Source organism: Sphingopyxis sp. (genome assembly GCF_036261875.1).
Classification (GTDB): Bacteria; Pseudomonadota; Alphaproteobacteria; order Sphingomonadales; family Sphingomonadaceae; genus Sphingopyxis.
This window is the reverse complement of sequence record NZ_DATAJZ010000010.1, coordinates 148877-162595: the sequence shown is the minus strand read 5'-3', so window position 1 is coordinate 162595 and position 13719 is coordinate 148877. Positions and strand designations below refer to the sequence as shown.

Here is a 13719-nt window from a genome sequence, read left to right as displayed (position 1 = left end):
ACTAAGCGTCAATCAGATTGACGGATCGAACCCCCTTTTTCGATGCCGTCTCATAACACTCAATGGGAGGGTGAACATGAAGGCTCAAAGTCAGATTCTTCTGTCCGGCGTCGCGGCGATCGCGATGCTGGCGAGCGCCGCACCGGCAATGGCGCAGGCGGCGTCGGACGAGGCCGACAGCAACGCGAACGAGATCATCGTCACTGCGCAGAAGCGCGAACAGAATCTCCAGGACGTGCCCATTTCGATGGAAGTCGTCAGCGGCCAGCGGCTCGACGATTTCAACTCGAACGATATCAAGTCGGTGATGAACTATACGCCGAACGTCTTCGTCCAGTCGACCGCGGGCAACGACGTCATCTATATCCGCGGTTTCGGCTCGCCGCCGGCCAACTTCGCCTTCGACCAGTCGGTCTCGCTCTACGTCGATGGCGTCTATGCGGGCCGTTCGCGCCAGGCGCAGGCGCCCTTCTTCGACCTCGCGCGCGTCGAGGTGCTGCGCGGTCCGCAGGGCGCGCTGTTCGGCAAGAACACCGCCGCGGGCGCGGTCAGCGTCGTGTCGGCCGGCCCGACCCGCGATTTCGAGGGCAAGCTCACCGCCAATTATAATTTCGATTTCAAGGGCACCGATTTCTCGGGCTATCTGTCGGGACCGATCACCGACACGCTCGGCGCACGTCTGGCGATGAAGGTCGTCAACCAGGACGGCTATATCCACAATCTCGCGACCGATCACGACGATCCCGAAATCAAGCAGCAACTGCTGCGCCTGACCCTGAAGTGGGAACCGTCGTCGAACTTCGATTATACGACGAAGATCGAATATGCGAACCGCGACGTCATCGGCGGGATCACCGTATCGAGCCCGCTGACCAGCGAACAGAATCCGCATCGCACCCGCTATCTCGACAAATCGGCGCTCGGCGACGAGGGCACCAAGACCAAATCCTGGATGATCTCGGGCACCGGAAACCTGGCGATCGGCGACTATACGCTGACCTCGGTCACCGGCTACAGCTGGTTCAACGCCAATATCGTCAACGGCTTCGACCAGACGATCCCCGGTGGGGGCGGCGCCGTCACCAACAATTCGGTCTACAACAGCTTCCCCGAACGCTTCGAGCAATATTCGCAGGAGCTGCGCATCCTGTCGCCGACCGGGCGCACCTTCGAATTCATCGCCGGCGCCTATTACGACCATGGCAAATACCGGCTCGACCAGTTGCAGGGTTTCAACATCGCGAACCTGTTCGGTAGCCCCTATTTCGGCCGCATCGACAGCCGCTTCAACCAGACTTCGGAAAGCTGGTCGGTGTTCGGACAGGGCACGCTGAACATCGCCGACACGCTCCGCGTCATCGGCAGCCTGCGTTATTCGCACACCAGCAAGGACGCCGACTTCGCCTCGCACCTCGTCTATGGTCCGTTCGCGATCCGTCCGATCTCGAGCGCCAAGGGCTCGCTCAGCGAAGGCAATGTCGATCCGTCGGTGACCGTGCAGTACGACATCGCGCCGCGCATCATGGTCTATGCGACCTATGGCCGCGGGTCGAAGTCGGGCGGTTTCGTTTCCAACACGCTCGGCACGGTCGATTCGACCTTCTCGTTCAAGCCCGAACGGTCGACCAACTATGAAGCCGGCATCAAGTCGACGCTGCTCGACGGCAAGCTGATCGCGAATGTGTCGGTCTATGACACGCAGTTCAAGAATCTGCAGGTGTCGGTCTATCAGCCCGAATCTTCCAGCTACCTGACCGGCAATGCCGCGAGCGCGACGTCGAAGGGCATCGAGGGTTCGCTCAGCATCTATCCTGCACCCAATTTCGACATCACCGCGTCGGGCGCCTATCAGGATATCAAATATGATGATTATCCCAAGGCGGCCTGCCTGGCGTCGCAGCCGATCACCTGCACGCCGCAGACGAACAACCTGGCTGGCTTTCCGATCGCTTATACGTCGAAATGGACCGGCAACATCTCCGCGCACGGCCGCTTCGACCTTGGCGACGCGCTGAAGCTCGACATCACTGGCGTCGCCGCGGGTCGGTCGAAATATTTCGACTCGGACGATCAGAGCCCGATCTTCGGTGTGCAGAAGGGCTATGTGAAGCTCGACCTGCGCGTCCAGCTCGCCGCGCAGGACGATAGCTGGTTCGTCGCTTTCGTCGGCAAGAATCTGACCAACGAGCTGACGACGGGCAGTGCCTTCAGGCTTCCCGAGCCGATCACCGCGGCATCGCGCGCGATCCTTTACCTCGAACCGCCGCGCAACCTTTCGGTCGAAGCCGGCATCAAATTCTGATGTCCCAGGGATCGACCGCGATCGCCGCTTTCCTCGACAGGGAAGCGGCGGTCGCGGTTGTGACCCGCTATGCGGACGCCCTCGATGCCCGCGACTGGGCCGCGTACCGCGCCCTCTTCGCCGATCGGATCGCCATCGACTATGGCGCGATCGGTTCGATCACCGCCACCATCGCTGCCGACGACTGGACCGACCGTTGCCGCGCGCTCGAGGGGTTCGACGCCACCGCGCACCGGCTTCACAACATCGCGGCCGATATCGACGGCAACCGGGCCGCGGTCCGCAGCATCGTCGATGCCGCCCATTTCGTGACCGTGGACGGCGAAACGCTGATGGGCGACCTGATCGGCCGCTATACTCACCACCTTGTCCGCGACCCGGACTGGCGGATCGCCGGGGTCACGCTGACCGTCGCGGGCTATCCCGTCGGCCGCGCCGCCTTCGACGCCGCCTTCGCGGCAGCCCGCTCCATCTTCGCCGAAAGAAGCCCCCGATGATCGACGTCTATTTCACGCCCACGCCGAACGGCCACAAAGTCTCGATCATGCTCGAAGAAGTCGGGCTGCCGCACCGGTTGCTGGCGATGAACATGCTCGAGGGCGATCATCTGACCCCCGAATATCGCCGGATCAATCCGAACGGCCGCCTGCCCGCGATCGTCGACCATGATCCCATCGGCGGCGGCGCACCGCTGCCGGTGTTCGAAAGCGGCGCGATCCTTCTCTATCTCGCCGAAAAGAGCGGGCAATTGCTCCCCGCCGATCCGCGCCGCCGCTCGCAAGCCCAGCAATGGCTGATGTGGCAGATGGCGAGCTTTGGCCCGATGCAGGGCCAGGCGCATCATTTCATCCGCTACGCCCCCGAAGGCCAGACCTATCCCGTCGAGCGCTACCGCAACGAGACGCTGCGCCTGCTCCACGTTCTCAACGGCCGGCTGAGCGAAGCCGACTATCTCGCCGAGGAGTATAGCATCGCCGACATCGCCGCCTGGCCGTGGACGCGCGCGATCCGCGCGATCGGCCTGACGCTCGACGACTATCCGGCGGTCGCCGACTGGTTCACGCGGATCGGCGAGCGCCCCGCGGTGATCGCGGGCACCGACGTCAAGAACGCCGCGAACCTGTCGAGCGCCCGCCCGGTGCTCAGCGACGAGCAATGGTCGAACCTGTTCGGCAAGAATATGCTCGAGGCGCCGACGCGCTGATCCGCTGCCGCAGGCGGGAGGGGATTGTTCAAACCGTGTCGGCGTGCCCCCACTGATATTCGACCTTCCCGCCCAACCGCCGCACCGCGACCCAGTCGCCGCCCGCAAGGCTGTCGTCCTCGATCAGCGTCATGACCGCTTCGGCGATATCCTCCGGCACGCAAGCCTCGTTGTTCGCAAGCACCGTCTTCATCCATTCGGATTTGCCGCCCGCGCCGGTGGTGTCGAGGATCGGTGTGTCGACCAGCCCCGGCAACATGCCCGCGACGCGGACATTGCATTCGTCCTTCAACCCCGCGCAGCAGCGGGTGAACATCATCACCGCCGCCTTGGTGGTCGCATACATCGCATCGTAAAAGCCCGTGCCGAGCGCGACGGTCGAGACGGTGTTGACGATCACCCCGCCGCCGCGGCGCCGCATCGCCTGCACCGCGATCTGCGTCGCCGCGATCAGCGCGGTGACGTTGACGTCGATGATCCAGCGGACCCGCGCCGCATCGACGTCGGAAAATTGCGGCGCGCCCGACACGACCCCGGCATTGTTGTAGAGGATATCGACGTCGCCATGCGCCCGGAACCAGGCTTCGGTCGCCGCGATGTCCGACAGGTCGAGCGCGTGAACGGTCGCCCGCGCGCCCTGCGCCTCGACCAGCCGGGCGGTCTCGGCGAGCGCTGCTTCCTTGACATCGACGAGCGCGATCTCCGCCGCGCCGCGCGCGGCGAGCATCACCGCGGCGGCGCGGCCGATGCCGCCCGCCGATCCCGTCACGATCGCTGTCTTTCCTTTGATATCCATCCCGTCTCTCCCGGTTTCCCATCGCCATACCGTAAAGCAGATTGACAGATAAGCTTAAATATCTAAGTATTTCAAGACGCGAAGAATCGCATCATTTTGGGGAGAGGCATGACGCAAGCGACCACGCTCGACGGAGGCGGCGCGGCGCCGGACAGCGGCCTTGCGTTGCGGCGCAACGTCGCGCTCGCGATGCTGTTCGTCGTCGGCACGATCAACTTCGTCGACCGCCAGCTCCTGTCGGTGCTCGTCGAACCGATCCGCGCCGAGATGGATTTCAGCGACACCCAGTTCGGCCTGCTCACCGGCCTCGCCTTCGCGCTTTTCTATGCCGCGATGGGCGTCCCCGTCGCGATGATCGCCGACCGCTGGAACCGCATCCGGCTGATCGCCATCGCCTGCGTCGCGTGGAGCGGCTTCACCGCCGCCTGCGGCATCGTCTCGAACTTCTGGCAACTCGCGCTGATGCGTTTCGGCGTCGGCGCCGGCGAAGCGGGCGGCACCGCGCCGTCGCTGTCGGTGATCGCCGATTATTACCCGCCGGCGCAGCGCCCGCTCGCCATCGGCCTTTTCACCTGCAACGGCCCGTTCGGCGTGTTCGTCGGCGCGGCGTTCGGCGCCTGGGCCGCCGCCAATATCGGCTGGCGCAATGCTTTCCTGGTCATCGGCCTGGTCGGCGTCGTCGTCGCGCCGCTGTTGATCTGGGCGGTTCGCGAGCCGGCGCGCGGGGCGATGGATGCGCACCAGCCCGCCGACGCGGCGCTGCCCTTCGGCGAAAGCCTCGCGATGTTCGTCCGCCGTCGCTCGCTGCGCATGGTGATGATCGGCAGCGGCCTCGCCGCTTTCGTCAGCTATGGGATGCTCAACTGGATTCCGGCCTTTCTGATGCGGACGCAGAACATGCCGCTCGAGGCGATGGCGACCTGGTTCGCGCCCGCCGCAGGCATCACCTTCGGCGTCGGCATCCTCGGCGGCGGCTGGCTCGTCAGCCATCGCGCCAAGCGTTCGGCGCGCGCCTATGGAACGATCCCGGCGCTCGCGACCGCGGTGCTGATCCCGACCTTCATCGCGGCGCTGCTCGTCGATAGCTGGCAGCTTTCGCTCGCGCTGATGCTGATCCCGATGGCCGCGTGCACCGCCTATGTCGCGCCCGCGCTCGCACTGGTGCAGAACCTTACCCCGCCGCGCAGCCGCGCGACCGCCGCCGCCGTTCTGATGCTGATGTTCAACATCGTCGGTCTTGGTCTCGGCCCGCTGTTCGCTGGGGTCGTCAGCGATGCGCTGAAAGCCGCGCATGGCGCCGACAGCCTGCGCTGGGCGCTGATGGCGCTGATGCCCTTCGCCGCCGCCGCGGGGATCGCGCAATATGCGATGACCCGTCATCTCGAAAAGGATTTCGCCGAATGACCGACGTTGCCGGCAAGACCGCTTTCATCACCGGTGGGGCCAGCGGCCTCGGCCTCGCGACCGCGCGCGCGCTCGCCGCGAAAGGCGCATCGGTGATCCTCGCCGACATCGACGGTGCCGGGGCGGAAGCGGCGGCTGCGTCGCTGCGCAGTTCGGGCGGCAAGGCGCTCGGTCTCCAGCTCGACGTCACCAGCGAGGCAAGCTGGGCAGAGGCGGGCGCCAAGGCGCGCGCGTTCGGGCCGGTGCGCATCCTGTTCAGCAACGCCGGGGTCGGCGGCGGATCGGGGCCGTTCGAACAATATGACACCGACGTCTGGCGGTGGAACTACGCCGTCAACGCGCACGCGCATCTTTATGCCTGCCGCACCTTCCTCGGCGAAATGAAGGCGAGCGGCGAGCCGGGACATCTCGTTATCACCTCGTCGATGGTCGCGATCGTGCCGCCCCCGATCTCGGTCGCCTATATCAGCTCCAAATATGCGACGCTCGGCATCGCGATGGCGCTGCGCAACGAACTCGCCGAAACCTGCGTCGACATTTCGGTGCTGATGCCCGGCATGTCGGCGACGCGGATCGTCGAGACGACGCGCGATCTGCGCCCGGTCGAGAGCGAGGTCGGCCGGGCCGCGGCGACCAGCCAGGCGATGCAGGGCGTCCTCGCCGGCGGCATGTCGCCCGACCGGATCGGCGCGCGCGTCGTCGCCGCGATCGAAAAGGGCGACTATTGGATCTTCACCCACCCCGAATGGAAGGCGATGGCCGAACTGGTGACGCAGGACATGCTATCGTCCTTCGGCCCGTCGGCGGACCCGGCCTATAAGGGCGACGATATCGACGGGCTGATCGCCGCCAACGGCGGCCGCATGTTCGGCGCGAAAATCTGAAAGGAGATTATCATGGCAGAGCAGGACGATATCCGCGCGATGGCGCAGCGCTTCTTCGACGCGATCGAGGTCGGCGACATCGCGACGATGCAGAACAGCTTCACGCCCGACGCCGAGATCTGGCACAATACCGACGAAGCGACCGTCACCCCGGCGCAGACCGCCGAGACGCTGACCGGCATGGTCGCGCGCATCAAGGACCGCGAATATGCCGAACGCCGGCTCACCGCCTTTCCCGGCGGCTTCGTCCAGCAGCATGTGCTGAAGGGCAAGCGCGTTCACGACGACGGCGAGGTCCGCCTGCCCTGCGCAATCGTGTGCAAGGTCGAGAATGGCAAGATCACGCGGCTGGACGAATATTTCGACAGCGCGCATGTCGCCGAATTCCGCAAATTTGCCAACGCCTGAGGAGTCGCCCATGCCCGTCCTGCGCCAGGTTCCCCGTTCGGAAGTCACCGACGAGATCGTCACCGCTTATTACGACCGCCTGTTCGGCGAGCGCGACCCGGTCGCCGAGCCGGGCACCGCAACCGGCACGCCCGGCGACTGGTGGACGGTCTTCGCGCTCGCGCCCGATATCTTCAAACATGCCGTCGATGGCTTCGCGGTCTATCGCCATCCGGCGCGCAAGATCGATCCGGTGCTGCGCGAGCTCGGCCAGACCCGCGCCGGATGGGTCAAGGGCAGCCAGTTCGTCTTTTCGCAGCATTGCAAGTCGCTGCGCGGCCTCGGCGTCAGCGAGGAGAAGATCGCCGGCATCGCCTATTGGCAGGTCGCCGATTGCTATGACGAACAGGAACGCGCCGTCCTCGCCTATGCCGACTGCCTGAGCCAGGCCGGCGGCCGCGTCCCGCTCGAGATATTCGAAAAGCTCAAGAGCTTCTGGGACGACGAACAGATTTTCGAGTTCACCTACATCACCTGCCTTTACGACATGCACGCCGTCATCACCCGCGCGCTGCGCATGGAATATGACGCGCGCGAGGATCCGATCGTCGAGGTCGCGGCGCCCGAAGGCTTCAGCGCCGCCGACTTCCTCAGCCCCGCGCGTCCGGCGAACCGATGAGCGGGTTCGGCCAGCCCGAGGTCGTCGCGAGCGGCCTTCGCTTTCCCGAGGGCCCGGTGCCGATGCCCGACAGCTCGGTGCTGCTCGTCGAGATCGCGCGCGGCACGCTGACGCGCGTCGCGGCGGACGGTGCGCTGTCGGTCGTCGCCGAACTCGGCGGCGGCCCCAACGGGCTGGCGATCGGCCCCGACGGCGCCGCCTATGTCTGCAACAATGGCGGGTTCCAGTGGGTCGAGGCCGGCCCCCTGCTCTTTCCCGGCCACGCCGCAAACGCCGCGGCGTGCGGTTCGATCCAGCGCGTGAACCTTGCCACCGGCGCGGTCACGACGCTCTATGACAGCTTCGAGGGCGAGCGGCTGAAGGGGCCGAACGACATCGTCTTCGACGCGCACGGCGGCTTCTGGTTCACCGACCATGGCCAGGTCCGCGCGAGCGGCCGCGACCATGGCGCGATCTATTACGCCAGGGTCGACGGGTCGGCGATCACGCGCCAGCGCGCCGACATGATGGGACCAAACGGCATCGGCCTCTCGCCCGACGGCAACACCCTTTATGTCAGCGAGACGATGACCGCGCGCGTCTGGGCGATGGATGTCGTCGCGGCGGGCGAACTCGCCCCGCCCCCGCCCTGGGCGCCGGGCCGCTTCGTCGGCACGCCGCCCGCCTTTCGCCTGCTCGACAGCCTCGCGATCGAGGAAAATGGCCGCATCTGCGTCGGCACCATGGTCGAGGGCGGGATCACCATCTTCGATCCCGAAGGGGGCGGTTCGGAATTCTTGCCGCTGCCCGATGTCGGCATCACCAACATCGCGTTCGGCGGCGCCGACCGGCGCGATGCCTATATCACGGCATCGACGACGGGCGTCCTCTACCGCGTCCGCTGGCCGCGTCCCGGCCTTCCGCTCAAACCGTCAATTTAGTTGACGATTTCATCAAAATGCGCTAAAAGGTTCGAGGTGAGAGAAGAGACATGAAATTCTATAACAGCGTTGGCCCCAACCCGCGCGTCGTGACCTTGTTCATGGCCGAAAAGGGTATCGAGCTTCCCGAGGTCACGGTCGACCTTCGCGGCGGCGAGAACCGGCGTGCGCCCTATGCCGTCGATGTGAACCCGGCCGGCCAGACCCCGGCGCTCGCGCTCGACGACGGTTCGGTGCTGACCGAGATCACCGCGATCTGCGAATATCTGGAGGAGCGCTTCCCCGAGCCCGCGCTGATCGGCACGACTGCCGAGGAGCGCGCGAACACGCGCATGTGGACGCGCCGCATCGACCTCAAGATTTGCGAGCCGCTCACCAACGGCTTCCGCTTCGCCGAGGGCCTGCCGCTGTTCGAAGCGCGGATGCGCTGCCTGCCCGAAGCGGCGGCGGGGCTGAAGGCGGTCGCGCAGGACGGCATCCGCTGGCTCGACCCGCTGATCGCGGGGCACGACTTCATCGCCGGCGACAGGGTGACGCTCGCTGACCTGATGCTCTTCGCCTTTCTCGATTTCGGCGCGGGTGTCGGTCAGCCGATCGATCCCGCGGCCACCAATGTTACGGCCTGGTACGACCGCATGAAGGCGCGCCCGAGCGCCACCCCCAATTGAACTGCGACAAAGGAGACGGATCATGACTGCATCCAACAAGGAGTTCGAGTTCCTCGGCGTCAATCACCTGGCGCTCGTGTGCAAGGATATGGCGAAGACGGTCGAATTCTATCGCGACATCCTCGGTATGCCGCTCACCAAGACGATCGACCTGCCCGGTGGGCGCGGCCAGCATTTCTTCTTCGACATCGGCAACGGCGACAGCCTCGCCTTCTTCTGGTTCCCGAACGCGCCCGAAGCGGTCCCCGGCATTTCGGCCCCCGCCGCGCTGCCGACGAAGGGCAGTTTCGTGTCGGCGCACGGATCGATGAACCATATCGCGATCAACGTCCGCGCCGAAAAATTCGACGACTATTACCAGCGCCTGGTCGCCAAGGGGGTCGAGGTGACGCCGATCCTCAACCACGACAATTCGCCGACCCAGTCCTCGGCCGAGCTCAACGACGACGTCTATGTCCGCTCGGTCTATTTCTTCGACCCCGACGGCGTCTGCCTCGAATTCGCGGCCTGGACGCGCGCGCTCGACGAACGCGACATCGCGCACGACCCGGTGCAGGCCGACGGCACCAAGCGCGAGGGCATGATCATGGGCCGAACGCCGGTTCCGGCCGAATAGATATTCCCAAGGGTACCACTGGGAACCCCTCTTGGCCCGGCCCTGCGCCGGGCCATTTTTTTTGGCGGGATCGGGCGGCGGTTTACGACCGATTGCGGACTTAATATCCTCCCCGGCACGGGGAGGGGGACCACCGAAGGTGGTGGAGGGGCAGGTGCGTCATGGCGCGCCTTTTCTGGATCGAAGCGTAAACCGAGGGTGCCCCTCCACCATGCTTCGCATGGTCCCCCCTCCCCGTGCCGGGGAGGATCAGCTACATCCGCCCTCTATCCCACCGCCCTGTCGCGGCCTTCCCAATAGGGCGCGCGGAGTTCACGGCGGAGCACCTTGCCCGATGGGTTACGCGGCAGCGCGTCGATGACGTCGATGCTCTTCGGCGCCTTGTAGGCAGCGATGCGTTCGCGCGCCCAGCCGATCACCACGGCGGCTTCGATCTCGGCGCCCGGCGCGGGCACGACCAGCGCCTTTACCGCTTCGCCCCATTTGTCGTCGGGGACGCCGATCACCGCGACGTCGGCGATGCCGGGGCAGCCCATGATCGCGCTCTCGACCTCGGCCGGATAGACATTCTCGCCCCCCGACACGATCATGTCCTTGATCCGGTCGTGGACGAAATAATAGCCGTCGGCGTCGCGATAGCCGACGTCGCCGGTGCGCAGCCAGCCGTCCACCACCGTCTCGGCGGTCGCCTCCGGGCGATGCCAATATTCCTTCATCACGATGTCGCCGCGGATCGCGATCTCGCCGATCTCGCCGTCGCCGAGCGGCTGGCCGTCGCCGCCCAGGATTGCCATTTCGGTCTGCGGCCACGGCTGGCCGCACGAGGTGAGCTTGCCCGGCAGGTCGTGCGCGGCGGGTGAAAGGTAGGAGCCGCCGCCCGAACTTTCGGTCATCCCATAGAATTGCACGAAGTCGCAGCCGAAGACCGCGCGCGCGCGGCGCAGCACATCCTCGGCGATCGGCGAGGCGCCATAGGCGATCGAGCGAAGCGCCGAATAATCGCCCGCCTCCGCGCCCGGTTGCTGGAGCATCATCTGGATCATCGCCGGGGCGAGGAAAGCGTGCGCGACGCGCTCGTCGGTCATCATCCGGATCGCGTCGGCGGCGGCGAAATCCTTGACCAGCACGAGCCGCCCGCCCTGCGCGAGGCCCGAGAAGCTGACGTTCGTGCCCGCGACGTGGAACAGCGGCATGACGATCATCACCGTCTCGTCCTCGTCATAAGCGAAGCCGTCGACCTCGGTCGCCATCTCGAGGAAGCGGCGATAATTTTTGTTCGCGAGCACGACGCCCTTCGGGCGCCCGGTCGTGCCGCTGGTGTAGAGCTGGAGCACGTCGTCGCCGAGTTGCGGTTCGTCGGCGGGCGCGGTCGCCGCCGCATCGCCGAGCCACGCATCAAGGCTCTCGAACGCCGGGTGATCGCCATAGAGCGCGACCAGCCGCGGCGGCGCGGCGAGATCGGCGACCGCCGCGAGCGCGAGGTCGAAGAAATCCTCGCCGACGAACAGCAGTTTCGGCGCGGCATCGCCGAGGATGAAGGCGACCTCCCCGGCCGCGAGCCGGCAGTTGACCGGGGCCAGGCAGGCGCGCGCCCGCGCGGTGCCGAAGAAGAGCGGATACCAGCCATCGTGATTCTTGGTCAGCGCCGACACGCGGTCGCCCGGCGCGACCCCCGCGGCGAGCAGCGCGTTCGCGACGCGATTCGACCGGGCGTCGAGTTCGGCGAAGCTCGTCTCGCGCTCCCCGAATTTCACCGCGACCGCATCGCCGCGCTTCCGCGCCTGCGCCGCGGGTATGTCCGCCAAGGTCCGGATCGCGTCCAGATCGATCATTTCGCTCTCCCTCGCTGCTGTTTCGCTTGAATTAGATAGAATACTAAGTAAAAACGGACCAGCCCTAAAATCGAGAGGATTGGCCTTGTTCGACCACCCCATATTGCCCACGACGATCGTCGGAAGCTACCCCCAGCCCGACTGGTTGATCGACCGCGAGCGACTGAAGGCCAGCCTGCCCCCACGCGTCCGCGCCGAGACGCTGTGGCGCATCCCCGAACCGTGGCTCGCCGAGGCGCAGGAGGCCGCGACGCTGATGGCGATCCGCGACCAGGAAGAGGTCGGCATCGACATCGTCGGTGACGGCGAGATGCGCCGCGAAAGCTATTCGAACCGGCTCGCGACCGCCTTGTCGGGGATCGACACCGAAAAGCACGGCACCGCGATCGACCGCACCGGCAACGCCAATCCCGTGCCGCTCGTCTCGGGCCCGATCCGCCGCGTCGCGCCGATCGAAGCGCAGGACGCCGCTTTCCTCCGCCGCCATTCGACCAAGCCGGTGAAGCTCACCCTGCCCGGCCCCTTCACGATGACGCAGCAGGCGGAGAACGGCTATTATCCCGACGCGCGGTCGCTCGCGATGGATTATGCCGACGCGGTCAATGCCGAGGTCAAGGATCTGTTCGCGGCCGGGGTCGACGTCGTCCAGCTCGACGAGCCCTATCTTCAGGCGCGCGCGGGCGAAGCGGGCGCCTATGCGATCGAGGCGATCAACCGCGCGCTCAACGGCGTCGGCGGCACCACCGCGCTGCACATCTGCTTCGGCTATGCGATGGTCCACCACGGCGCGGGCGCGACGGGGCCGAAGCCCAAGGCCTATGATTTCCTCGCCGAACTCGAGGCATCCAGCATCGACGTCATCTCGATCGAGGCGGCGCAGCCGGGGCTCGACCCCGCGATCCTCGCCGAACTGCCGACCAAGACGATCATGTACGGCGTGCTCGACCTGTCGATCCCAGAGGTCGAAACGCCCGAGGTGGTCGCGGGCCGCATCCGCGAGGCGCTGCGCTATGTCGACGCCGAACGGCTGTGGATCGCGCCCGACTGCGGCATGAAATACCACAGCCGCGAACATTCGCAGGCGAAGCTGAAGGCGATGGTCGACGGGGCGGCGCTCGTGCGGGCGGAACTGAAATAGCTCTCCAAACCTCCTTGTCATTGCGAGGAGCGTAGCGACGAAGCAATCTCCAGCTATCGGCATTGTGCAAGGCTGATAGCTGGAGATTGCTTCGCTGCGCTCGCAATGACGAAGGTTATCGATCGATAAAGTCCGTCAGCAGCGGCACCACCACCTCGGGCGCCTCGACCGTCGGCAGATGCCCAGCCCCCGGCACGACCTCAAGCCGCGATCCCGGAATCGCTTCCAATATCTCGTCATGGTGCGCGCGGCTGGTGATGCCGTCCTTTTCGCCCCAGACCAGCAAGGTCGGCACCGCGATCTCGCCGAGCCGGGGGCGGCTGTCGATGCGCGCCATGATCGCGCGCTGCTGCGCAAGGAAGGTGTCGGCGCCGGTGTCGGCCGCCATAGCCCTCGCGATGCCGAGCAGCCGCTCGTCGCCGCGCTTCTCCTCGGGGAAGAGGATCGGGATGCGCTCCTCGACCACCTGATCGAAGCGACCGCTTTCCACCAGGTCGATATAGCCCTGTCGCCGCGCGGTCTGCGCCGGGCCGTCGGCCGAGGCGAGCGTCGCGATGAGCGCGAGTTTCGCGACGCGCTCGGGCGCGCGGCGCATCACCTCGAACGCGACGAAGCCGCCCATCGCGTGACCGATCAGCACGAATTTCGGCGGCGCATTGTCGAGCAGGCGCTGCGCAAAGTCTTCGATGCTGTCGTCGCTGCGATTGTCGGCGACGATCACCTCGCGGCCGGTCCATGCGTCGAGCAAAGGCTGCCACACGGCGTCGGTCAGAAGTTGGCCGGTGATGAGGACGATCGGGAGAGTCATTTGAGCAAATCCTAATTTCTTCGTCATTGCGAGCGAAGCGAAGCAATCTCCAGCTATCGGTTCTGCGCGAGGCCGATAGCT

The 13719-nt window shown here is 65.9% G+C and carries 14 protein-coding genes; 11 read left to right on the top strand and 3 right to left on the bottom strand.

Annotation, left to right across the window (positions count from 1 at the left end; all coding sequences use genetic code 11):
- Nucleotides 1-76: 76 nt before the first annotated feature.
- From VHO04_RS05940 to VHO04_RS05930, 3 genes are read left to right on the top strand one after another with little or no spacing between them, the layout of a single operon-like run.
- Nucleotides 77-2302, top strand: a complete 2226-nt coding sequence (locus tag VHO04_RS05940) for a TonB-dependent receptor (RefSeq protein ID WP_329627446.1) — start codon at nt 77-79, stop codon at nt 2300-2302.
- Nucleotides 2302-2799 (top strand): nuclear transport factor 2 family protein, encoded by a 498-nt coding sequence (locus VHO04_RS05935; protein ID WP_329627445.1) that lies wholly within the window; start codon nt 2302-2304, stop codon nt 2797-2799. Before VHO04_RS05940 ends, VHO04_RS05935 begins: the two co-directional genes overlap by 1 nt.
- Nucleotides 2796-3506 carry a glutathione binding-like protein gene (locus tag VHO04_RS05930; protein WP_329627444.1) on the top strand — a complete coding sequence of 237 codons (711 nt, stop codon included), beginning with the start codon at nt 2796-2798 and terminating at the stop codon, nt 3504-3506. Before VHO04_RS05935 ends, VHO04_RS05930 begins: the two co-directional genes overlap by 4 nt.
- 28 nt (nt 3507-3534) lie before the next feature.
- Here VHO04_RS05930 and VHO04_RS05925 read toward each other — a convergent pair whose 3' ends face one another.
- On the bottom strand, nt 3535-4302 hold the full coding sequence (locus VHO04_RS05925) for an SDR family oxidoreductase (protein ID WP_329627443.1): 768 nt from the start codon (nt 4300-4302) through the stop codon (nt 3535-3537).
- A gap of 108 nt (nt 4303-4410) precedes the next feature.
- Between VHO04_RS05925 and VHO04_RS05920 the strand changes: the two genes are divergently transcribed.
- Genes VHO04_RS05920 through VHO04_RS05890 form a run of 7 tightly spaced genes read left to right on the top strand, consistent with a single transcriptional unit; the run spans nt 4411 to nt 9860 of the window.
- Nucleotides 4411-5706, top strand: a complete 1296-nt coding sequence (locus tag VHO04_RS05920; RefSeq protein ID WP_329627442.1) for an MFS transporter — start codon at nt 4411-4413, stop codon at nt 5704-5706.
- Nucleotides 5703-6590 carry an SDR family NAD(P)-dependent oxidoreductase gene (locus VHO04_RS05915; protein WP_329627441.1) on the top strand — a complete coding sequence of 296 codons (888 nt, stop codon included), beginning with the start codon at nt 5703-5705 and terminating at the stop codon, nt 6588-6590. The genes VHO04_RS05920 and VHO04_RS05915 overlap by 4 nt, the downstream gene beginning before the upstream one ends.
- A gap of 12 nt (nt 6591-6602) precedes the next feature.
- Entirely contained in the window at nt 6603-6998 is a 396-nt protein-coding gene (locus VHO04_RS05910; protein ID WP_329627440.1) for a nuclear transport factor 2 family protein, read from the top strand.
- A gap of 10 nt (nt 6999-7008) precedes the next feature.
- Nucleotides 7009-7656 carry a carboxymuconolactone decarboxylase family protein gene (locus VHO04_RS05905; protein ID WP_329627439.1) on the top strand — a complete coding sequence of 216 codons (648 nt, stop codon included), beginning with the start codon at nt 7009-7011 and terminating at the stop codon, nt 7654-7656.
- Nucleotides 7653-8576, top strand: coding sequence for an SMP-30/gluconolactonase/LRE family protein (locus tag VHO04_RS05900; protein ID WP_329627438.1), 924 nt, complete (start codon nt 7653-7655; stop codon nt 8574-8576). Before VHO04_RS05905 ends, VHO04_RS05900 begins: the two co-directional genes overlap by 4 nt.
- Nucleotides 8577-8626: 50 nt before the next feature.
- Nucleotides 8627-9244: a glutathione S-transferase gene (locus tag VHO04_RS05895; RefSeq protein ID WP_329627437.1), complete on the top strand. Its 618-nt coding sequence runs from the start codon at nt 8627-8629 to the stop codon at nt 9242-9244.
- A 22-nt stretch (nt 9245-9266) separates the two neighbouring features.
- A complete protein-coding gene (locus VHO04_RS05890; protein ID WP_329627436.1) occupies nt 9267-9860 on the top strand; it encodes a VOC family protein in 594 nt (197 codons plus the stop codon).
- A gap of 266 nt (nt 9861-10126) precedes the next feature.
- On the opposite strand, the gene VHO04_RS05885 is transcribed toward VHO04_RS05890, so the two are convergent.
- Complete coding sequence (locus VHO04_RS05885) at nt 10127-11692, bottom strand: long-chain-fatty-acid--CoA ligase (protein WP_329627435.1); 1566 nt, start codon at nt 11690-11692, stop codon at nt 10127-10129.
- Here VHO04_RS05885 and VHO04_RS05880 point away from each other — a divergent pair.
- Nucleotides 11655-12830, top strand: a complete 1176-nt coding sequence (locus VHO04_RS05880) for a 5-methyltetrahydropteroyltriglutamate--homocysteine methyltransferase (protein WP_414713084.1) — start codon at nt 11655-11657, stop codon at nt 12828-12830. The genes VHO04_RS05885 and VHO04_RS05880 overlap by 38 nt on opposite strands.
- A 115-nt stretch (nt 12831-12945) precedes the next feature.
- Here VHO04_RS05880 and VHO04_RS05875 read toward each other — a convergent pair whose 3' ends face one another.
- The gene (locus VHO04_RS05875; RefSeq protein WP_329627433.1) at nt 12946-13638 is read right to left on the bottom strand and encodes an alpha/beta fold hydrolase; all 693 of its coding nucleotides are present in this window, start codon (nt 13636-13638) and stop codon (nt 12946-12948) included.
- Nucleotides 13639-13719: the final 81 nt, after the last annotated feature.

Excerpts from the sequence above, each read along its gene's own strand:
- VHO04_RS05940 (WP_329627446.1), top strand. The coding sequence starts at position 77 with ATGAAGGCTCAAAGTCAGATTCTTCTGTCCGGCGTCGCGGCGATCGCG.
- VHO04_RS05935 (WP_329627445.1), top strand. The coding sequence starts at position 2,302 with ATGTCCCAGGGATCGACCGCGATCGCCGCTTTCCTCGACAGGGAAGCG.
- VHO04_RS05930 (WP_329627444.1), top strand. The coding sequence starts at position 2,796 with ATGATCGACGTCTATTTCACGCCCACGCCGAACGGCCACAAAGTCTCG.
- VHO04_RS05925 (WP_329627443.1), bottom strand. The coding sequence starts at position 4,302 with ATGGATATCAAAGGAAAGACAGCGATCGTGACGGGATCGGCGGGCGGC.
- VHO04_RS05920 (WP_329627442.1), top strand. The coding sequence starts at position 4,411 with ATGACGCAAGCGACCACGCTCGACGGAGGCGGCGCGGCGCCGGACAGC.
- VHO04_RS05915 (WP_329627441.1), top strand. The coding sequence starts at position 5,703 with ATGACCGACGTTGCCGGCAAGACCGCTTTCATCACCGGTGGGGCCAGC.
- VHO04_RS05910 (WP_329627440.1), top strand. The coding sequence starts at position 6,603 with ATGGCAGAGCAGGACGATATCCGCGCGATGGCGCAGCGCTTCTTCGAC.
- VHO04_RS05905 (WP_329627439.1), top strand. The coding sequence starts at position 7,009 with ATGCCCGTCCTGCGCCAGGTTCCCCGTTCGGAAGTCACCGACGAGATC.
- VHO04_RS05900 (WP_329627438.1), top strand. The coding sequence starts at position 7,653 with ATGAGCGGGTTCGGCCAGCCCGAGGTCGTCGCGAGCGGCCTTCGCTTT.
- VHO04_RS05895 (WP_329627437.1), top strand. The coding sequence starts at position 8,627 with ATGAAATTCTATAACAGCGTTGGCCCCAACCCGCGCGTCGTGACCTTG.
- VHO04_RS05890 (WP_329627436.1), top strand. The coding sequence starts at position 9,267 with ATGACTGCATCCAACAAGGAGTTCGAGTTCCTCGGCGTCAATCACCTG.
- VHO04_RS05880 (WP_414713084.1), top strand. The coding sequence starts at position 11,655 with ATGTCCGCCAAGGTCCGGATCGCGTCCAGATCGATCATTTCGCTCTCC.
- VHO04_RS05885 (WP_329627435.1), bottom strand. The coding sequence starts at position 11,692 with ATGATCGATCTGGACGCGATCCGGACCTTGGCGGACATACCCGCGGCG.
- VHO04_RS05875 (WP_329627433.1), bottom strand. The coding sequence starts at position 13,638 with ATGACTCTCCCGATCGTCCTCATCACCGGCCAACTTCTGACCGACGCC.